At 42.7% G+C, this 19,544-nt stretch carries 30 protein-coding genes; all 30 read right to left on the bottom strand.

Annotation, left to right across the window (positions count from 1 at the left end; all coding sequences use genetic code 11):
• Positions 1 to 21: 21 nt before the first annotated feature.
• Positions 22 to 762, bottom strand: coding sequence for an Ig-like domain-containing protein (locus M1F17_RS09130; protein WP_125892578.1), 741 nt, complete (start codon positions 760 to 762; stop codon positions 22 to 24).
• A gap of 61 nt (positions 763 to 823) precedes the next feature.
• Complete coding sequence (locus M1F17_RS09125) at positions 824 to 1,192, bottom strand: hypothetical protein (protein ID WP_318837399.1); 369 nt, start codon at positions 1,190 to 1,192, stop codon at positions 824 to 826.
• Entirely contained in the window at positions 1,189 to 1,557 is a 369-nt protein-coding gene (locus M1F17_RS09120) for an HK97 gp10 family phage protein (RefSeq protein ID WP_262960993.1), read from the bottom strand. The genes M1F17_RS09125 and M1F17_RS09120 overlap by 4 nt, the downstream gene beginning before the upstream one ends.
• 1 nt (position 1,558) lies before the next feature.
• The gene (locus M1F17_RS09115; protein ID WP_262960992.1) at positions 1,559 to 1,930 is read right to left on the bottom strand and encodes a hypothetical protein; all 372 of its coding nucleotides are present in this window, start codon (positions 1,928 to 1,930) and stop codon (positions 1,559 to 1,561) included.
• A 1-nt stretch (position 1,931) separates the two neighbouring features.
• Positions 1,932 to 2,309 (bottom strand): hypothetical protein, encoded by a 378-nt coding sequence (locus M1F17_RS09110; RefSeq protein ID WP_110732155.1) that lies wholly within the window; start codon positions 2,307 to 2,309, stop codon positions 1,932 to 1,934.
• Between the two features lie 43 nt (positions 2,310 to 2,352).
• Complete coding sequence (locus M1F17_RS09105; RefSeq protein ID WP_105881124.1) at positions 2,353 to 3,300, bottom strand: major capsid protein; 948 nt, start codon at positions 3,298 to 3,300, stop codon at positions 2,353 to 2,355.
• A 5-nt stretch (positions 3,301 to 3,305) separates the two neighbouring features.
• Positions 3,306 to 3,992 carry a hypothetical protein gene (locus tag M1F17_RS09100; RefSeq protein WP_129467063.1) on the bottom strand — a complete coding sequence of 229 codons (687 nt, stop codon included), beginning with the start codon at positions 3,990 to 3,992 and terminating at the stop codon, positions 3,306 to 3,308.
• Between the two features lie 74 nt (positions 3,993 to 4,066).
• The gene (locus M1F17_RS09095; RefSeq protein ID WP_272693984.1) at positions 4,067 to 5,131 is read right to left on the bottom strand and encodes a minor capsid protein; all 1,065 of its coding nucleotides are present in this window, start codon (positions 5,129 to 5,131) and stop codon (positions 4,067 to 4,069) included.
• 8 nt (positions 5,132 to 5,139) lie between these two features.
• The gene (locus M1F17_RS09090; protein WP_318837398.1) at positions 5,140 to 6,516 is read right to left on the bottom strand and encodes a DUF4055 domain-containing protein; all 1,377 of its coding nucleotides are present in this window, start codon (positions 6,514 to 6,516) and stop codon (positions 5,140 to 5,142) included.
• A 1-nt stretch (position 6,517) separates the two neighbouring features.
• The gene (locus tag M1F17_RS09085; protein WP_318837397.1) at positions 6,518 to 8,002 is read right to left on the bottom strand and encodes a terminase; all 1,485 of its coding nucleotides are present in this window, start codon (positions 8,000 to 8,002) and stop codon (positions 6,518 to 6,520) included.
• Positions 8,003 to 8,004: 2 nt separating this feature from the next.
• The gene (locus M1F17_RS09080; protein WP_213942621.1) at positions 8,005 to 8,607 is read right to left on the bottom strand and encodes a hypothetical protein; all 603 of its coding nucleotides are present in this window, start codon (positions 8,605 to 8,607) and stop codon (positions 8,005 to 8,007) included.
• Positions 8,608 to 8,665: 58 nt separating this feature from the next.
• Complete coding sequence (locus M1F17_RS09075) at positions 8,666 to 8,923, bottom strand: DUF2560 family protein (protein ID WP_318837396.1); 258 nt, start codon at positions 8,921 to 8,923, stop codon at positions 8,666 to 8,668.
• 205 nt (positions 8,924 to 9,128) lie between these two features.
• The gene (locus M1F17_RS09070; RefSeq protein ID WP_318837395.1) at positions 9,129 to 9,485 is read right to left on the bottom strand and encodes a hypothetical protein; all 357 of its coding nucleotides are present in this window, start codon (positions 9,483 to 9,485) and stop codon (positions 9,129 to 9,131) included.
• Positions 9,466 to 10,248 carry a KilA-N domain-containing protein gene (locus M1F17_RS09065; protein WP_318837394.1) on the bottom strand — a complete coding sequence of 261 codons (783 nt, stop codon included), beginning with the start codon at positions 10,246 to 10,248 and terminating at the stop codon, positions 9,466 to 9,468. The genes M1F17_RS09070 and M1F17_RS09065 overlap by 20 nt, the downstream gene beginning before the upstream one ends.
• A gap of 524 nt (positions 10,249 to 10,772) precedes the next feature.
• On the bottom strand, positions 10,773 to 11,222 hold the full coding sequence (locus tag M1F17_RS09060) for a lysis protein (protein WP_318837393.1): 450 nt from the start codon (positions 11,220 to 11,222) through the stop codon (positions 10,773 to 10,775).
• Complete coding sequence (locus M1F17_RS09055) at positions 11,219 to 11,638, bottom strand: structural protein (protein ID WP_125892551.1); 420 nt, start codon at positions 11,636 to 11,638, stop codon at positions 11,219 to 11,221. The genes M1F17_RS09060 and M1F17_RS09055 overlap by 4 nt, the downstream gene beginning before the upstream one ends.
• On the bottom strand, positions 11,631 to 11,945 hold the full coding sequence (locus tag M1F17_RS09050; RefSeq protein ID WP_226619035.1) for a phage holin family protein: 315 nt from the start codon (positions 11,943 to 11,945) through the stop codon (positions 11,631 to 11,633). Before M1F17_RS09050 ends, M1F17_RS09055 begins: the two co-directional genes overlap by 8 nt.
• Before the next feature lie 402 nt (positions 11,946 to 12,347).
• The gene (locus M1F17_RS09045; RefSeq protein ID WP_226693946.1) at positions 12,348 to 12,743 is read right to left on the bottom strand and encodes an antiterminator Q family protein; all 396 of its coding nucleotides are present in this window, start codon (positions 12,741 to 12,743) and stop codon (positions 12,348 to 12,350) included.
• A gap of 3 nt (positions 12,744 to 12,746) precedes the next feature.
• Positions 12,747 to 13,031 (bottom strand): hypothetical protein, encoded by a 285-nt coding sequence (locus M1F17_RS09040; RefSeq protein WP_318837392.1) that lies wholly within the window; start codon positions 13,029 to 13,031, stop codon positions 12,747 to 12,749.
• A complete protein-coding gene (locus tag M1F17_RS09035) occupies positions 13,021 to 13,614 on the bottom strand; it encodes a recombination protein NinG (protein WP_240105876.1) in 594 nt (197 codons plus the stop codon). The genes M1F17_RS09040 and M1F17_RS09035 overlap by 11 nt, the downstream gene beginning before the upstream one ends.
• A gap of 75 nt (positions 13,615 to 13,689) precedes the next feature.
• On the bottom strand, positions 13,690 to 14,064 hold the full coding sequence (locus tag M1F17_RS09030) for a hypothetical protein (protein ID WP_318837391.1): 375 nt from the start codon (positions 14,062 to 14,064) through the stop codon (positions 13,690 to 13,692).
• A 121-nt stretch (positions 14,065 to 14,185) separates the two neighbouring features.
• Positions 14,186 to 14,623: a hypothetical protein gene (locus tag M1F17_RS09025; protein WP_318837390.1), complete on the bottom strand. Its 438-nt coding sequence runs from the start codon at positions 14,621 to 14,623 to the stop codon at positions 14,186 to 14,188.
• The gene (locus tag M1F17_RS09020) at positions 14,620 to 15,069 is read right to left on the bottom strand and encodes a hypothetical protein (RefSeq protein WP_318837389.1); all 450 of its coding nucleotides are present in this window, start codon (positions 15,067 to 15,069) and stop codon (positions 14,620 to 14,622) included. The genes M1F17_RS09025 and M1F17_RS09020 overlap by 4 nt, the downstream gene beginning before the upstream one ends.
• 207 nt (positions 15,070 to 15,276) lie before the next feature.
• Positions 15,277 to 15,600: an HNH endonuclease signature motif containing protein gene (locus M1F17_RS09015; protein WP_318837431.1), complete on the bottom strand. Its 324-nt coding sequence runs from the start codon at positions 15,598 to 15,600 to the stop codon at positions 15,277 to 15,279.
• Between the two features lie 201 nt (positions 15,601 to 15,801).
• On the bottom strand, positions 15,802 to 16,095 hold the full coding sequence (locus M1F17_RS09010; protein ID WP_318837388.1) for a hypothetical protein: 294 nt from the start codon (positions 16,093 to 16,095) through the stop codon (positions 15,802 to 15,804).
• A complete protein-coding gene (locus M1F17_RS09005) occupies positions 16,082 to 16,357 on the bottom strand; it encodes a hypothetical protein (RefSeq protein WP_318837387.1) in 276 nt (91 codons plus the stop codon). Before M1F17_RS09005 ends, M1F17_RS09010 begins: the two co-directional genes overlap by 14 nt.
• A 15-nt stretch (positions 16,358 to 16,372) precedes the next feature.
• Positions 16,373 to 17,080 carry a hypothetical protein gene (locus M1F17_RS09000; RefSeq protein ID WP_318837386.1) on the bottom strand — a complete coding sequence of 236 codons (708 nt, stop codon included), beginning with the start codon at positions 17,078 to 17,080 and terminating at the stop codon, positions 16,373 to 16,375.
• A complete protein-coding gene (locus tag M1F17_RS08995; protein ID WP_318837385.1) occupies positions 17,081 to 18,484 on the bottom strand; it encodes a replicative DNA helicase in 1,404 nt (467 codons plus the stop codon). It lies immediately after the preceding gene.
• On the bottom strand, positions 18,471 to 19,382 hold the full coding sequence (locus M1F17_RS08990) for a DNA replication protein (protein ID WP_318837384.1): 912 nt from the start codon (positions 19,380 to 19,382) through the stop codon (positions 18,471 to 18,473). The genes M1F17_RS08995 and M1F17_RS08990 overlap by 14 nt, the downstream gene beginning before the upstream one ends.
• A complete protein-coding gene (locus M1F17_RS08985) occupies positions 19,375 to 19,542 on the bottom strand; it encodes a hypothetical protein (protein WP_318837383.1) in 168 nt (55 codons plus the stop codon). The genes M1F17_RS08990 and M1F17_RS08985 overlap by 8 nt, the downstream gene beginning before the upstream one ends.
• Positions 19,543 to 19,544 lie beyond the last annotated feature (2 nt).

Genomic DNA, 19,544 nt, shown 5'->3' with positions numbered 1-19,544 from the left:
TCGTAAGTACCCTTTGTAATATTAAGGAGCTGTTACGGTCACTTCTGACGTATCTGTCAGGCCACCATCAGCGGTAGTTGCCGTGATGGTAACTTTGCCAGCAGCGATACCAGTAACAAGGCCGTTTGGTGTAACAGTTGCCTTACCTGCATCAGAGCTTTTCCACACAATCGCTTTATTAGTTGCGTTGCTAGGCGTCACTGTTGCCGATAGCTGCGTTGTCTTACCTACTTCAACGGATGCAGTTTTAGGTGACACCGCAACATTCGTCACAGGGATGGCGTTGTCATCTTCGATAACTTGGAAAGTCGTACCATCAGCCAGTTTTAACTCTAAGCTGTAAGTTACAATTTCTTTCACCCCGCCACCGTCGCTTAACCCAGTGACGTTCATGTAGCCAATGTGATAGTAATCACCCCAGTGCAAACGCATCCACACGGTAGGCTGACGGCGTGCCTTAATCTCATCAACAACGTATTTAATAAATTGCTGAATACCAAACTCATCAGAACGGTCATGAAGACGCACTTCACCTTCAATCGAGTAAGTCGGGTCAAGGTTTGAAATCATAGTGGAAGAAATACCGCCATTATCAGCATCAGAAACCAGCGTTTCAGGCGCTAAATCCCACGTTACCGATGTTGGCAAGCCATTTAGTTTTAACTCTTCGTCAGTCGGGAATTGGTCAGGGCAACCATATGCCAACTCGACAGTTTTCAATCGCCCAGTCATGATGTCTGAGCTAGTAGTACAACCTTGCATGTTGCCTCTCTTATAAATAAAAAAGGCCGCACATTGGCGACCTAGTTTGAGATTTGTTTGTTTATGATAAGCAGCGGAATGAGAGTCTGAATATCGTTCGGTTTTCTGTGGTTACAATTCCTGACGGCAACCCGCCCATGTTAAAAACTGAGTTGAGATTACAGTCACTGGGGTTTGCTGCGACATACTTGAGTATTTCATCAGCGCGAGTTAATGCTGGAATTGGGTTGCTTTGCTCTGATACTAGAATTACATCCACATAGTCATCAGCGCTTAACTCACCAAATCGCCCAGAGCCATCATTAGGTTGAATGACTAAATACTGTTGAGTTTTGGTATTAGCCTTCTCTTCCCACTGCAACCTCTGCACAGTAAAGTCATTTGTTAAGCCATCTCGCTCTAAGTAGTCAAGGAAATCATCAATAATCACAATCTCATTTCCTCCATTATCGCAGCGTCAATCATTTCTCTTGTTTCTTCAAAACCAGAATCAAGGAAAAGCTTCTTGGCTGTTGGGCGCTTAAACTTTTGCACAACTCTAGGGTCATGAACATAAACAGCATAACTAGCGCTATAGCCAACGCGCCCAGTTAATATCGTTCCATTCACTCTAACCGACCGATAGCTTGAGTTGATTAACGTCTTCGTATCGATTGGCGTGTAGATGGCTGCTTGCCTACCTCCAATATCTAGCGCCCTGTGCATAGCCCTTGTCGCTTTATTGGCTGTAATGTCACCAACTACCCTAGATAAGGCAGCCCGAGCTTCATTAATACCTCTAACTCTCGTTGCCATATCAAGTCCTTATTTTGTAATCAGGGTCTTGCCTAAACATTCGAGTGTCAAAACCATCAACAGCTTTAATTTTTGAGCTATTACCTTCAACTTCCCTCGGGTCTAGAATTGAGCGAGTGTCATTCTGAGCGATGTAATCACCAACTTCAGGCAACCTTACAGGCTTACCTTTGTGGAATGATTCTGTGTTGAATACCAAGCGTGAAATAAACTCACCACCGTTTGCGTCCATCGCCTTTTCGTTCGTTGCTACCCAGTTACAGTCAATGAGGTATGGAACACCGAAAATAATTTCATCGCCAAATCTGCCGCCATAACTTACCGGGTAAACAGTCGCAACACTCTTGTATGACCAGCGAGACATTTTCGCCATATCAACTCCTAAATACGTCAAACTGAACTAGATTTTGCGGCCTATTGATTGGCAATGAATCAGTGCAACCAGCTGTATCTAAGTTTGATAGCAGTTTAGCAAGCTGTTTTCTTCCATCATCAAAGTATTGATATGAGCGAGAAGCGCCTGATGGTGCGTGTTCGGATGTTGTTTTTCTCACATCGGCGGATGACAGCATCAAAACAACAGCATAAAGCTTGATGAGCCTAGCCGTGCTTTCTGGATAGTTTGAAGCGTCAAGACAGTCATCTATCCCATTTGCAATAGTGATAAATGACTCAATAATAAAATCAGGAGCCTCAAAGCCCATTGAATCAAGCAACTCCTGAACCTGTTCGATTGTTATGTCTACAGCCATGAGACCGCCTGAATATTAAAGGGACCGAAGCCCCTATGATAAATTAACCGCCAGTTGAGTCTTTACCGAACGACACCATGACACCCGCAGTATCTTTGATATCTGTCGCAATCTGTTTCCAGTTAGCTACAGTTTCAATTTGCGCGTTTGTTGGTGATTTAATGCTGTCCTTGCTCCACTGGTAACCACGGAGACCGATCGTAAAGTCATACTCGCCTTGCATTAACGCCTTGATATTCTCTTGGCCTAATACATCTTGAGCCTTCATGATAAGCGGTGATGTTTGAATAGCAGCAGCACCAGTAACCAGACCTAATGAATGCTGTTTGTCTGCATCAGATAAAGCAGGAATATCAGAGATAACAAATCGACGACCTAAATTATCCTGCTTGATCGCAACATTACCAATCTGGAACAGGTTGTTAGCATTAGTGAGAGTTTCGTCCATAAAGTCATTGAACGTCGCACCATCCATCAGCCAAGCAACAATTCGTGAATATGCATCACCAAACGGGCGAGTTGCCTTGTTTAAGCCGCGCAATGATGGTGTATCACCGCCAACAGTGATTGCATTCGTATTACCAGAGATAGCTGCTTTCAATGCCGCACCAGCAGTATTTAAGTAATCTTGAAGCATTGCCTCAGCTGATTGTGCAGCCACTACAGCAGACGCCTCGGTAACATCTTTACCTAAACGCTTCATCATGGTTGGAGTAACAGATACTGGGCCAATACGACCATCGACTTTAATCATACGGTCAAGAATTTGACCTAACTCTTGTGGAGTCAAATTACCTGAGCCGTAAGCGTTACGACGTTGAGCCAGTCCACCAAGTAATTGCCATGATGTTTGTTCAATATAGTCACCAATATGGTCACCATCACCGAGAACTAAAGCACCGCCAGATGCTTCATTGAACTGACGAACCGCCTGAGCGACTAGCTCGGTTGCTGCCAGCGATACTTGTTTTTGAAAAATGTATAAAGACATATAAATTAATCCTCTTGGATATTAGCAATGATTTCACGTGCGCTATCAATTAATGGATTAGCGCTTTTGGGTTTATCACTGCCTCCGGCTGGTGACTTCCCTTTACCGCCTTCACCTCCGGTTCCGGTGGCTTTGCTACCGATAATTACTGGTGCAAATAACTGGTTACTACGAAACTCTTTTTCTAGATCATCAATAGTGAATGCGGACGGATGACCAGCCGAATCAACGACTCGCGTTTTTCCTTCTTCTACTGATAAGCGAGATTTAATGTGTGGCATGATTAACGGAGCAGCATCACCAGCCAATTTTGTGGCCAATGTCTGTGCAACGTTATCAACCAAAAGTGTGTGTAGGCTTGTGTCTTTTTCCTGTAATTGTGCTAATAGCTCGCTTTCACGTGCTTTTAGCTTTTCAGCCCAACTTTTTTCTAATGATTCGATGTCACCATTTTTGCGAGCCTGTTCTTCCGCTGCCTTCTTTGCAGCCTCTTCAGCTTGTCGGCGCTTCTCTTGCTCTGATTTTTTCTCAGAAAGCAACTCATCAACCTTCTTCTGAAGCCCTGACACATCTGGAATATCAGGCATGCCTTCAATTTGAAGCTGGTAATTACCGCCAGATTCTTTGTAAAAAGCCTTTTGCTCATCGGTTAATGCGTCAAATTCTTCTTTCGATAATAAATATTTAAACATCGTCAAACCTCTGGTTTAGATGGCGCGGCCTCTGACCGCAGATAATAAAAAACCCGCTCAGTGGCGGGTCTGTGTTATTTCAATTCAATTCCGGCTCGCTCAAATGCTTCAGGTGCAAGCTTTTGCATATCCTTGAGTGTCATCGGTTTAAAGTTTTTGTGTAGCTGTAATTGTGCAAATCGCTCAGGCGACAGGCCACCATCACGAAATAGCTTTCCTCTAGTTGGCCCAAGTATTAAATCTTGGCGCTTTGCAGGCTGGCGAGTTAACCACTCATAATAATTTTCTTCCCCCCATTCAGACCTGCCAACTGGCCTAGTGATTATCAAATCCGCAAAACTATCATTAAGAATTGGTAATCGCTGACTTCGGCAGTTAGGGTGCAATGGCGGCATTGGACCAACACCAACCGGATATCTATTACCAGATAAAGCCCTGCACGTAGATGAGGTTTTATTGTCCAATATGGCGCTGAATTCTTCCTCTTTGATTAAATCGTCATTCTCCTTATAAAACTCCTGAGCCGCGCAAGTATGTGCATGCTGAATAGCAGTATTTGCAATTGTTCGGTAGTTATAAGTGATGCGAGATATTGTTGATGTTGTAACCTGCGACCTATCAATTGCAGCCCCGTTAATAGTCGCCTGTAGAGTTTGAATATTGCTTTGTGCAGCCATAGCCAAAACAGCTTGATTCTCTACTTGTTGGATGGAACTATTCACCCAAGAGGATATGAATTTTTTGAGGAATAAAGAACCTCCCCAAGCTGTTAATATTAGCGGTACACTTAAGATAGATCTTTCAACTTTATCCGCACTAGGCTTGCTAACTTCATTTGTCACTATCTGCGATAAGCTATCAACTTCAAGTTGGCTTGATTCAACACCAATATCTATAACCGATTGCAATAAATACTCAGAATAACTGGTAAGAACTGGCGATAACTCTCGTTTTAACTCAGCAATAATGGCATTTAGTTTTGACCTCGATGTTATCTGTCCTGAGAAATTAGCCAATGCCTTTGCGACCGTAGCCCTTAACTCTCTCTGCATTTCATCACTATCAACGATGCCAGCCTTGAGACGCTCTAGGAGAATTTGGATCATCATTGAGTTGTCTAACATCAATTGTGATTGCATATTCACCTCTACATCATTGAGCTAGCTCGCGATAGCTCTATTTCCTCGATAACATCCTCAGCTTTTTCATCTTGCGGGATGATATTGATGCTTTGCAGGTACTTCACAAAATCAATCATTCGCATAGTACCAGACTGTAAAGCAGCAAGTAAGGCTGTAATTGCTTGAGAATCTAATTGAGCAATGTCGTAAACTTTATTTAGCTCAATAGTCGCCTCCCCACTTCCTGCAAACTGAATGCAGAATCCAAGCGCTCGGTTAAATGCCTGCTCCACATTGCCAGCACACAATGAAAGCACAGAGTTATCTGTTTGTGCCTCATCCTGAGCCTGTGTGGCTGTTCTAGCCGATGTACCGCGCTCAACTAACTTAGCCCCTAGCATTGCCATTTGCTTCTCTCTGCGCTCTGCTAGTGTGATTTGGATATTCCTATCTTCTGGCTGGGCGAACTTCATATCGCCACCGACAGGAAGTAATACGCCTTTACGTGAACCTACATTAAACCCATCTTTGAGATGATCTTGCACCCAAGTATTATCTAGACCAGTTAAAGCAATCATTGGCTGACCAACCGTGTGAGCTGACTCTGCAATATCTGCTTCGGCTTGGTAATGCTTGATATTTAAGTAAGCTATATCAGCAAGCGGTGGGGCGTCAGGGGTATGGTCATTGTTCATAGAGCCAATCCATGACCATGGTAATTCACTCAAGGGCTCCCCAGTAGCATCACTCAATACAATCCAGTCTGTTACTTTTATATCGCCATCTTCATGCCAACGGCGTGAATGCGCCACATCATCAATAAGCCGTAATTCAATCCAATTCTTCTGCATTTTCAGCTCAAAATCTTCGGTATCAACAGGCTCTTGATATTGAAGAACAACGAGTGATGTTTTCCCGTTAGTCACTCGCCAGTTAATGATTTCTTTTGCTGTAAACAATCGAATATATGGGCGACCTTTATTGGCTTCAGATTGAATACCTGAACCGCTAAAGTCGCTTAATAGACCCGCACGTCCACGCTGTAAGTTTTGCGATAAAGCATCTCTTATCATTTGCGTTAATGGCTGACCTTGACCGTCAATATCGGTTTCTAAATATTCAACGCCTCCGCTTACGCTAATCTTTACTGGCTTGCCAAATGCTATACCGAGTAGGCCACTTAATGTTCTCCCCGTAGCATTAAGGAATGAAGCTCTCGCCAGATAACTCTTGTAACGTGAGTTATCTTTGTCGTCGGCATCCTTTTTATCCGCAGGATGTGGTAAGTATTTTTCTTTTTTGCTTTTTACAACTCGTTCGCCATCAACACAATCGCCGATCATGTCCCACTCAGGCAAAAACTCGCTGTACGCTGGATGTTTATAATCAACGTTTGTATTCATATTAGTTCCAGTTGAATTCTAGTTTCTCGGTTAGTCGTTTAACGTTCCGTCTACTTACAGCAAAATAACGGAATCCATCAGCATCATGTGATGTATAGTCATGAAGTGGCTTATCTTTCCAGCACCCTTTCTTGTCGTCCCACTCTTTACGATAGGCTTCAAGGTGTGCGATTCCTTCGCTGCATTTATGCTCATCAAAAGCACAGTAAGTGAGAATTTCACGTACAGCCTCAATACCCTCATCAATAGACACTCTCGGCACGACATTAAATCGAATTGAGTAAACCTGTCCGTCAATTTCATACCCTTCACGCGCTAATTCTTTCCGTGATTTAGCATCAGAGCCGAATTCCCTATTCTCAATATCATGTGGTCCATTATGACTATCGTAGGTATAACCTTTATCTTTCAGCACTTTCATATAGTGCCGTAGACCCTCACCACTGTTTGAGTAATGGTCGATAACGTGAAATTCCTCACCAACCTCACGAATAAACCAGATTGATGTTGAATCGCCCACGCCAATATCCCAATACGTATGCACAGGTAAGTGTGAATTATCAGGGAGTGCGCCAATGCGTTTATTTTCATATAGGAATCGGAATTGCTTAGCGTAATAAGCACCTTCAACCGATTGCTGGAATGCCTCAGAAGGTATTGATGGGTACTCTCTCTTCATATCGTCGCCAAGTGTTTTCTCTTTGGCGTAGTACCATGCTTTCTGGCGCTCGTTTAATTTAACGCCGTGCTTACTGGCTATCTCATCGAAGTAATCAACTAACCGCTGTGGTAATTGCTCAACAGGGTCGATGGCGTATTCGGGATTCTTCCACCACGAGAAGAAAAAGAATTTCCAGTCGAGGTTAGAGAGAGTCTTACTCTGAATTTGCGCTTTCTCAGCCGACTGGCAGTAATCATAGAAATAACCTGCTCGACCTTCCGCTGTGCTTTCAATCGTCGTAAAACAATCGCTTGATACTGCCTCAAACGCCCCAGTGACAATCTCACGGGCTTTCTCTGGATACTTAGCGCATATCTTGCCGAACTCAGATACATGTAAATATCGGAGTGTACCGCCACGAAATGACGTGCTGATATAAAGCGACCCACCTTTACTAAAAACCAGTTCACCAGCCGCATCATTACTCGCTGGATTTGCCGCTTTAATTTCATCGGGTAGCTTTTCATAGGCATACTTTATCTTTTCCCTGAATAGCCGCTTAGCATCATTAAGCGTATGGGCTATCAATGCACATTTAGCCGCCTCAAATAACGCCGCATCCAATTGGATAATGCAAACCTCAGTCGTGAAACCAAGCTGACGAGCTTTTAAGATAATGTTTCGCGTGTGCATCCCTTCAAAATATTCAAGCTGCTCAGGCGTCATTTTAAATCGAACTGGCTTACCTTCTTTGTTGGTGATCCAGTAAAGATGATTCAATCGCCAGAGCTTATCTCTCAATAATGCAAGATGTTCTGGCTTCATGATTATTCCTTAGATAAGTCGTCCATTAGTTCTGATAGCTGACTAGCTGTCTTATTCGGCTGAACATCATCAAGGCCGTATGCTTGACGCTCAAGCCCAACCAAGTTTTTGAGTGTTTCACTTAATGCTTTGGCTGACTTAACGCGCTCAGGGAGAGATATGATTGAATGATAAATTTCATTGAGTTTATCGCGTCCGTTATCATCAGGACTAAACATTAACTCGCCAAGTTTTCTTAAAGCTGGCACATCGGCACATTCAGCCGATAGCTCATCAAATAAATTATTGGTCAACTCTCTTGCCCTGCGAATATCACCCCTATGTTCCATGCGAACATTGGCAATAACCTCAGCATTAGCCTCAATTAGTATCCGCTCGGAAATAGCCTTTTCGGTGGATACCTTAGTGGATACCTCTCTCTTGGATACCAACGCTTCAGCTTTTTGGTTGATTTTTTCTTTGAGGTTTCTTTCCCAGCCTTCTTTTTTTGCTTTTTTATTTATAGCTCCATGCGTGATTCCATGCTGTGAAGCTATTTCTCGAAGTGACATCACGCCAGCTCGGTAAGCCGACTCGATGGCCTCCCAATCTGGTCTTTTAGCCATATACATATCCTCATAACAAATTAGAAAACCAGTCCGCATGAACTGGCTTTGTGATTGGTTATTCTGCTACTTCATCGTTGAATAACGTTTTCTTTGTTTCCTGCACTCGTTGATAGACGGAATCGACTTTCGTTAGCGTATCGACGCTGCCGTTATCAAAGTTGCCGTTATTGCTATTCCACAATTGTACAAATAGCTCATATTCAAGCTGGTCATCCTTGATGAGCTTAATTGCCTTTGCGGTTGCTGCGGTGTTATTGCCTGTTAGCTTAAGTAAGCCTAAGCGGATTTTTTGATGTGATTCTAATTCAGTCATGATTTACTCGCTGTTAGAGGATATTACCATTTAGAAACAAATGGTTACTTGATTGTTACGCATTTGATTTGTATTCTTGTAAAGCCATAAGCAATTCCAAGCATTACTGCCTCCTACATGGCATCTTTCATAGTACTACTCCAAGCTTTGCCGCCTAGTTCCTTGGCGGCTTTTTTGTTGCCAATAAAAAAGGCCGCTGAGTGGCCTATGCAATTTGATTTGAAAACTCCATTTCCGCGAAGTCTTCAAGCAAGCCCGATATTTTATGTATTGCCTCATTGGTTAGCTCTTCACTCATGCACCAAGAAACTAGCACTGTCGGATCTGGTAGGTATTCTCTTTTCAGCATATTGAAGAACAGCATACTTAATTCAAGGTCGCTTTTATAATCTTCCCGATAGTATGATGTTAAGAAGTTGGCCAACGACTCAACGCTAAACTTAATATCCCCTAGCGATGAACGAAAAACAGGCCGCTTATGCATGGCGACCTGCCTAATCAAAAATAACTCGCTGACTACTAATGAAACGATTTCTACTTGCTTACTGTAATCTTGCTGCATATTGCTCTCCATGCGCTGAAGGGTAAAGCAATTGCATTTGCCCTTTAACATCAAAAGCAGCCATACAACGAGCATCAAAGTCTTTGTAGTCAACAGAGCTATTAGCAATGTTTGTCACTGCAACCATTTGCTGTTCTACCGCATGCAAGGCATCACCTTTCAGGTACTGATGGATTTTTTCTCTGTCGCCTTTATTTTCTTTGACAGATTCATAGACATAATCAGGCAATGCAACGCCATAAACCCATTTAGCTGTGATACCAGCGAACAATAACGGACAACCGCCAACATGACCAAAATAAGGAGTCCCTGACATCTTTGATAGCGCTCTGTAATAGGGTTCTTGAAATCGCTTTTCCCATTCAGTGGCCTCTTTATATGTTAGTAACCCAATAACCTGATCTTCGGTCAATGTCATACTCTGTGACATCAACATGTTTTTAATGTGCCGGTCACAAGCGCGAGCAAATTTTGGTGATAACCATCTTGCGAACTCAATTACTAATTCAGGATGGATCCAAGTACCGCCATGTCGTCCTTTTTCTACTCGAACTAAAAGGGGAGAAATCTCCTCTTTAGAATTATACGCTTCAATATCAAGCTCTTTGCCAACCTCATAGATATACTCTTTAGTTGATGAGACCCTTAACCAGTCTTTGGTTAGTTTTCCAAAGTGCCTAGCTGCTGCTGTGGCATTAACCCAACAATCGCCATTAAACGGGATCAGAGTTTCGTCATACTTCATGGGTACGATTTTAATCATTACGTTTCTTCCTATAGAAAGTGAACCTGTTAGCACAGAAAAGCCGCCCCAAGAGAGCTCGCCAGCTATAACGGCAGTTCTCAGGATCACTTTCTGTAGGCTCTTGGTGTTTTAGATGTGCGTGCTATGCACAGAGTGAAATGCGTACTACTGATTACAAAACTTGAATAAATGTAACTTTCTTTTAACTTTACTTTCGTAACGTAACATTAAGAGGGGTATGGTTATTACATCGCTAAGTTATTAACTTCATATATATTCCTACACTTTTAAGCCTCAACACCAGGGGCTATTTTTTTGCCATTAAAAAGCCCCCTAATTGGAGGCTCATATTTGTAATATCCGTTTGAGATTACTACCTTTTTAAGGTTGTGGTCATTCATGATTAACGTATAGTTGCGTTACATTCATGAACTATTATTCTCGCTTCGCCCCGATATCTGGGGCATTTCTTTGTTGTTCAATTTCCCGTATTGCTTTCTTGGCTATCTCCAAATAAGCGCCTTCAATTAACTCAGAGTAGGTCATTGTGAGCACTCCGTTCTAATGTAATCTTGCAAACCAAGTATCATTTGTTTGGACTCTGCGATTCGTTGTCTGAGTAACCAATAATTTCCGATAGCGGAGTCAGTAGGTCTGGCGGTTGCTCCATCATCCACGCCGGAGGTGAAATTGGTTTCGCCTTTCGGACAACTGGCTCTGATGTACACCCGCTCAGGATTACGCTCAGCAGCAACACGCAACTGGTCAATTTCAGCTTTTGCATTTGTAAGTTCCGTTGTGTGCTTAGTGTCGAGTTCGTGTAGGGAGTTAATGCGCTTTTCGTAGTCAATAGTGATGGCCACTTGCATTGATAGGTCATTATTAAGCTGTTTAATTTTCTCGTTTTTACTGTTTATCGAGTCGCTTAAAAAGTAAATAACGCCTACCATTGAAGCCAAGATAACAATTAGCGCTTTTTCAGCCCAACTCACAACAAGCTCCACGCTTTTTCGAACGTAGCATCAGAGTAAGGAACGGCATACCCAAGCTCGATTGCGATAATTGCTTTCGATAACTCGATAGCCACCTTTTTATCGTTCACAGTCAGACAATCTTCAGGACTAACTCTGAGTGCTTTTGCTGCGCGTTGAATATAGCCTTCAGTGTTGTTTTCATTTGGTGGTGCATAACGATTGATAATCTGACGGACTGAGCATAAACCATATTTCTTTTCATAAGTTCGCATCAAAACAAAGATTGCCCTAATGCCATATTCGGGAGAGATGAACTGACAGAAGTCTTTATCTGTTTGTGTTGCTGACAGCCCTTTCCACTTTGAACCATGACGTATATTGCCTGGGTTATTGTTTCGCTCACCGCGTGCTATTTTTCGCTGCTGATTACTCATCGCCTAGTTTCCTTTTAAATTTACGCTCAATTGTTTTTACGAACTCCGCACCAGACCAGCCAGCAATGCCAGCTATACCGCCTGCGTATTCAGGAGCCCATTGAAAATATGACGCAGCAAGAAAAACGAATGAGCCAGCAAATACAGATACCAAAGCCTGAGCAATGAACATCCAGAGGCTAAACTTTTCACCATTGATGATTTTGTATGCATAACTGGCAATAGAGCCTAATAGCGTCATGATTACAATTAATAACTCTCTCGCCCAGCTATAACTGAAGGGGTCTTTATAAGGCATTTTCTTCATACCTCCCCCTTAGCTTGGGGCTGATTAAAGTTAATAAATAGCCGCGCACAATCTCTATGCGTCAATTAAGTGTGTGTGATTAGAATTCTGTGGCGGCGTATACGAAAAAGGCCGCTGAGCGACCTCTTGAATTGATTGTGGATGCAGGCGCTGAACTCCTGCGTGTCATGCAGTCCGCAAATACGGAAATGACTCGTTACACTGCTTTTTCATCGTAGCCAATCAGCCTTGGCATTCTCCACAATGAGAACCCTACTCGCTTTAATGCCGCTATGTGCAAGGTAGAAGCTAGCAAATAGAGTTTTCATTATAGAAAAGCCCCACCGAAGTGAGGCTATATAAGCTGCTGACGTTGTTGTCACTCTTATCACATTAGCAGCTAAAACTCGTTACGAAAATAGTTTAGCTGTCAAATGATGTTTTCTTGCACCATTCATCCATTTCTAGTGTGACATTAGCCATGATTAGACAAGCATCAATGAAGGTCTCCGCTATCATTAGCTTTTGCCTGATTTTCCCCTCAGAGCACTTCATGTCTCTTGCAATGGCTGATTTAGATATATCTTTTATGTAATGCTTATCTATTAAATCAAACTCATCCTTTCTCCCTACAGAAATTAGCTTCCCAATGGCTGCATCAATAGCTATCCCATCATCATCACAGCAAGATAATCTAACTCTTTCGCTTTCAGGGAAAAGACCACTAAACCCAGCGGCTGTTGATGAGTATCCTACCTTGCTTTTACCCTCAGCAGCCCACCCTCCCCATCGTTCCAACACAAGTTGAATATCGCGCATTGTTCACCTCGTGTTAATTTGCGAGCTTTTGCAATCAGCTTCGGGTTTAATACATTTAACAATAGAAACGGCACTATCTAATTCTTTGGCGAGACTGGACGTGCCATTCACTCTTGTTTTATATATCGTCATTAGGCGACCATTGATAACTACATGACCTTCAGCGTTAACATCTTTCGAGTATTTTTTTACCGTCGCTCGATAGCATCCTAGATATCTAGAAACTTCTGCCATATTTCCATGCGTTTTGATGAGTAATTCTGGAATGGTCGTGATTTCAGCCTGCATCTTTCAGCTCCTTCAATTTCTTCCTAAAGACCTCTTTGATGGTTTTGCATTCATCAATAGTCCACTTGTGGCGCTCATGGTCACACTCGATAGACTCAACGGCTTTCTGTCCTATTCGATTAATAAGCTCTACGCGATATGGAACTAGATTCCCCGACTTATGCTGATTACAAACAACGCATTGCCGATGGATGTTTCGCTCATCGAATCTCAGTTGTGGAGCCGCAGCGGTAGTCCGATAATGACCAGCATCCCACTGAGCAGATTGAAACGTTCCGCATGATATGCATGGCAAATCACGGTCTCTTTCTCTGATATATGCGTTGACGGCTTGTTGTGCTTGTTTAATCCAATAACTGCGGGGTTTTACTGCTAACTTGCGGGCTTTGAGTTTATCGCGGGCTTTTACTTCTTTTTGCTTCTGTTCTTTCTTGAGTTTGGCTTCTAGTTTTTCTCTCTCCTTACTTCGTCGCTTGATTGCTAATTCTGCTCCATGTTCCGGACTGCACCACTCTATATTTTCGTACTTGGGATGAAACCACTCTCTGCATATTTTGCAGCGCCGTCGCCTTGGGTTAGCCATATTTAACAGCCTCCACAAAAATACAAATAGCAGTAACTATTAGGCCAACAATGAGACCAAAGAATAATTGCTTCTTCATGCTCTTACCTCACTCAATAAAGAATCCATGCGTTTTAAGAATGTGCTACCCATACCTTGCACATTAGCCTTTTCGACATAGACCATTCCACGACCTACTATTTCATCGTCTATTTTTTTAGGAGCTGGCTTGAAAACTTCGGTAAATTCACGCTTAACAATCTGCACAGCATCAGGTGATATTTTGTATTTCAATGTACCTTTGCTTTTCCCTACAACTGACACGGCCGCAAATTTACGCATTAGGCTGATAATGTAACTTGCCGTTGAGTAAGGTATCCCTGTTATGTTTTGCGCTTGTTTTGTGGTGAAATATTCAAGCTCTCTAACCGCTTTGATTATTTCAATCGCATTCTTGCCTTGCTGAGTCATAACTTCTCCTTGTTTAGATTGTGACGATTTATTAACTCCCTGCGCGATTCGTTCAGATAATCAATTACCCTGTGCAATTCATCTAAGCGTTCATCTAGTTGCTTTAGTTTTTCTTCTGGTGTCATTTATTCATTCTCCGTAACGCACTATACAAATGATTGCACTCGGCTTGCTTGTCTGATTTAAACGGCTTCTCACTAATCCACAGACAGTTGCTAGGCCATTTATGAACCTTCTTCACTGTCTTTCCTACTACGTGAAGCAACCCCCATCCTTTCGGTAAATCGTCAATACTGATAATGTCAGGTGGTGATATGAAAAAACGCCAGTCGCCCATGCCGAGTTCTGGGTTTATCCTAAACCGCTTCTTCTTGTCAGCTAGAAAATCAGAACGACTCACTTTCGCTTCAATTAAACAACTCACGCTACTCCTAAATCCAATCGCGTCGGGCTGTTCACCTGAGCAGTTAACAGATTTCAGCTTGTCATCGAACACGATTTCAAAGCCATTTCTGCGAAGAAATTTAACGGCTATCTCGCATAGTTCATCATGTGTCATCTCTCTTGCTGCTCCTTGAGTTTCATGTATTCGCTGTCGTTTGGGATGATGATTGAAATGCCTTTTTCAATACACCATGCTTCGTGTTTCTCCATCATGTAGAGCATCCGTGCTTTATCCATCTTGCGGGTTTTCTCACGCTCTCCGTTTTCATCACGACCTAGCCAGTGACCAACAAAATACTCATGCGTTTCTTCATTGGTGATTGGTTTTGATAGAACAACCTCACCAGCGCCATTTTTAATATCAATGACAACGCCACGCGCACGCAGCCAATCGCCTGTGGTTTCTATCCACATACGCCATGTTTTGTTCATTGGTATTGTTCTGAGTTCACGCCATTCGGTGATTTTGATTCGGTATCGCTTACCAGTTTCTGTTACTTCTGAGAGGGTTTTGAAAATGCCTTTGAGATTGGATTTGTGGAGACAGATGTCATCCGTCAATTAGCCTCCTATTCTCTTGCCTTTTTTGAGCCGATTTAAGCTTAGGGATGTATTTCTTCTTAAAGTGCCGTATTTGTTTCTTTGTTGGTTTAACTGGATAAATAATCGCATCATGTTGATTATCGATGTAGATATTAAGCGAGAATAATCGTGGCAACTGGCGATGGGCTAGATAGTAAAAATCTACTATTACCTTATCACTCACTGTTAGCTAACCTTCTGATAACGTTCAAAATAGAAAACAATTGGGTCAGGCTTCATTTCAACTAGCCCCATTCTCACTAATGCTTTTCCTTTTCCTGAGCGTAAAAATTCATTCCTTCCGTCGTCAATTATTCTTCGATAGTTTTCAAGTGGGTGGCTATGTTTATGTAGATTGCAAGCATGGCATGCTGGGACTAGATTTTCTTCTGTATCCCTATCTTTATGAACCATTAAACCATTCACTCTAATAACAGGCTCAACGTGGTCGGCGTGCCATTTTTCTCCAAGCTCACAACCACAGTAGGCGCACTTTCCACCGAATAACATCCTTAGTTTTTCTCTTTGCGATTTAGTCACTGTTAGCTCTCCTGTTCCATGCTGCGATTGCTTCTTTGATGCCTTTTTCTCGCTCAATTCTTATCTCACAGTTCACACATCTTTCATGGTTATTTACTACGTAACTTGCGTCACAGAATTTAATTCTATTATCAACGGCAGTGCATGTAGGCACTTTATTGAGCTCATTCATCATTCACCCTCTGGCATTGGCTCAAATGATTGAATATCGAAATCCCAATATGGTGCAATTTCACATCGACCACAGCTATCATATTCACCCCTATCTCTCGTTACGCTGATTTGATATGTTCCATGTTCGGTAAACAGGTCATACTCTTCGGCATCTTGCAATAGGTTGGTTTCGATGTCCTGTAATGCACTTAGTGGCGCAGGCCCTTTAAGAAAAATCACAAAAATGTCATTTTCTTTACCCATGTAAATAACTTCTAACTTAATGCCATCAGTTTGATTAGCTCCCTGCATTAGATGCCTCCCGTTGGCTGGAATTTCCTGTTAGCTCGTTTAGCTGATTGGCTAATCGCTCTGCCGATTCCTTATCCATTTCAACTTCGAATACACTGCCATCAGACCTACAGATAACATGTGGGTCTATTTCTATCTTCCATGCTGACTTATCCAAAAATAAAGCCATGCGAAATGCTGTTTTCATGTCATCGGCTTTATCCTCTACATCCAGTTTTCGAATATAGAACTCATTCAGCTCTGTTAACGTTGTTCCTTTCATCACTCAACACCTCGCTTAATCATCGGTTGCTTTAAGGGTTATTTGCTTCCCTTCAGAAAGAGACTGAACGCCTAATTGCTTTATTGCATTCATGATTGTGGCTTCAATTTCAGTTTTCCCTTGAGTGACCATTTTATCTACGGCCTCTTCCGCCAGAGTTACAGAGAAGGCTAAATTTTCAGGCAAGTTATTAACTCTGTTTTGTAGGGTGTTATATAGTTCGGTTAGCTCTTTCTTCCCTGCCTTCCCTTTGGCTACAAGTTCACCCAATTGGTTTAGTGCGTCATTAAATACCTTGGCTTCATTTTTCGCTGACTGCTTGACGTCATTTTTTATGCGTGACGTAATATCTTCAGCTTCGGATATGTCGATTTTCGGAGCGTTGACCATGTCGCCTGTGTTGTAGTAGTTCAATGTGCACGGAACGCCAGTGCCAGTATTTGGTGTAGTTATTAAATTAACAAACTGGCTCATCGTCATTGAGAAGTCAGCTATAACTGGCTGAGAGCATTTTTCGTATGTTTTCGAATAATACACCTCCGATTCACTTCTTCTGGTTTCCTCGCCAATTGCCAACTGAAAGTGCATGTAGTGTTGGTGTGATAGGTTTGATCCAAAAAGAGTAGTTCCATTAGATTGAGTCACTGACATCTTTAAAATTCCAAAAGCTGGATGTCTAGAAATAGTGCCTCTTTGGGAATCGTTAGTTTTAATGGGTTTCATCTAGAAGTCCTTATGATTTGGTGTGTTGCGGTTGGCGGTTGCCATATCAGCTCGAGCCATTGCGTGAGTTTGGTCGGTGTCGAATAAACAAAGTCCTTTCTGGTCTACAAATGCCGTGCCTGATTTTCCGTGACGGTTAAGTCTCACAATAAGCTCTGTAAGCGTCTTGTCGGCTTTGTCGTTGTAAACCGACTCTTTGTGTATTGCCATCCAGTAATCGCAGTCCTGCTCGATTTGACCAGTGTCACGGCTGTCACTTGGCATAGGTCGCTTATTGGTTCTATCTTCCAGTTTGCGGTTTAGCTGTGTGAGTAACACCACAGTAGTATCAAGCTCTTTTGCTAGCTGCTTGAGTCCTTTGGTAATTTCACCGTAGGCAATATCGTTACGGTCTGCTTTGCCAGCTTTCATCAGCGTTAAATAATCCACGCCGATAAACCCGATTTTCCCAACCTTGCGCTTCAACTTCCGGCACTCTGACTGAATGTGTTCAAGTGTCATTCCTGCTGTATCATCGACCCAAATGTTAGGCTTTTCGCTCAGGTCACTGATAGCCTTGCCAAGTAGCGCCCATTCGAAATCATCCTCAGTGCCTCCGTAGAACATGTCAGAGTTTAATCCTGACTTCTGGCTTACCATCCGCTCAACCAATTGCTCATTGGACATTTCCATGCTGAACAAGGCCACTGCTAGACCGTCATCGGAAACGTTCTTCGCCATTTCAGTTAGAACAGTTGTCTTACCCATCTTTGGACGCGCACCGATAACGAACAGGGATCCACGTACGACAAATTTAGGTGCCAGCATGTCATCAAGTGGCTTAATGCCTGTCTTGAGTCCTACAAACTGATCGGGATTGTTAAACATGTTTTCTACGCCTTCGAACCACTCAGGCAATAGCTCAGCCATATTTTTCAAGCCAGACTTTCGACCAGTAACACCGTTTTCGCTTGCGTCAGTTACAAGCTTCTGCACGAACTCCATTTTTTCACCAAAGCTTAGAGTGCTTGGCTCAATCAGTAATCGCGTGGCTTCGTTGATTTTCTCAATTGCGTAACGCTCACTCGCATACTCTTTGATTTTCTTCGAGTAGTGGATCACGTTTGCAGCGCTTGGGGTGTTCTTTGCAATTTCAGCCAGATAACCTAATCCGCCAGTAGCTCCTTCGCTGCCAGTTGACTTCAAGCTGTCAGACACGGTTAAGATATCAATCGGTTGATGCTTGCTAGCCATTGACCGCATTTGCTCAAAGATAATCTTGTGATGGGTGCCGTAGAAATCCTCTGGCTTCAACACGGAAAATACACGCTGAGCATTGTCACTGTTTGGGTCAATCAGTAGGGATCCGATAACGCTCTGCTCGGTCTCTATGCTGTGTGGTACTTGGTAATTACTTGCGATCATTAGCCCTGTCCTCCTTGACTGACACATAACACGCATCAGTGATCAAATAATCTAAATTCTTAGCCGCCCAGAAGCCGCCCTTTCCGTTTGGTCTCTGCTCCATCATCCATCGGCAATTTTTAGCGATGTAGCCAAGATAGCCGCGCCAGTTATCCAGCGTGAATGGTCTGTTATGCTGCTGCATGTATTCTGAATTGCATTTTTGCCAGAACAGTCTGAGCTTGTTCTTTCGGGTACCACGAACAACTTGTATTTTTGCCATTTCAGGAAGTATTTCGTGATAGGCATCAATCATTGCTTGATAGGGTACTGATTGAGATTTTTTAGATTTAATTTTGATTGGTTGGTCATCGTGGCTTTCGTCAGAAAGTCCACCAAATACATCTTTAGATGTATTATTGTTTTTAATATTATTGTATAAGGTGGTTTCTCGGACATCTTCCGGACAGGTACCGATGTTAGGCGTTGGCATCACTGGATTTGCATCGGACAACTCTCGGACAATTTCCGGACAATTTTTACCTTGATATTCGTCGTATTTCAGCACTGTAATGATGCTAATTTTCTTACTTTTAACTTCTACCGAAATCATTCCTCTGTTGGTAAAACTTCTCAAAAGAGACCTGATTTTATTATCTGATATTCCAGTTTCTTCCGTTAACTGCGGTCGGCTTCTCATCATCTGACCTCGACCAATAGCAATTTGACCAACATCAGTATCAACAACCTCTGGTTGATGGCTTGCAGTCATAATGAAATGTAGCCAGAGATGGACAGCCTCAGAATCCTTCCTGTAAAAGTCACAGTCTTGAATTTTCCTGTGCATGAAGGCAAACCCCTTGCCTGACTTAACAGGCTGCTCAAAGCGTTTTTGCAGCGCATATGACACGTTACTCATGCTGTTTCCCTCCAGTTACCTCTTCTTTGTGAGTTTGTCTTTTTAGGGCATCTTCCAATGCTGACCTGAGCAATTTAGCTCCCTGCTCAGTGACCGAGCGATTAGCCCGATCACGCATGACGTTTTTATGCACAGCGCTGTAATTAAATTTGTTTCTCATGT

This window comes from Providencia sp. PROV073, from assembly GCF_033688125.1.
GTDB classification, from domain to species: domain Bacteria; phylum Pseudomonadota; class Gammaproteobacteria; order Enterobacterales; family Enterobacteriaceae; genus Providencia; species Providencia hangzhouensis.
Note: the sequence above shows the minus strand (reverse complement) of the source record. Positions and strands in the feature narration are given on the sequence as shown.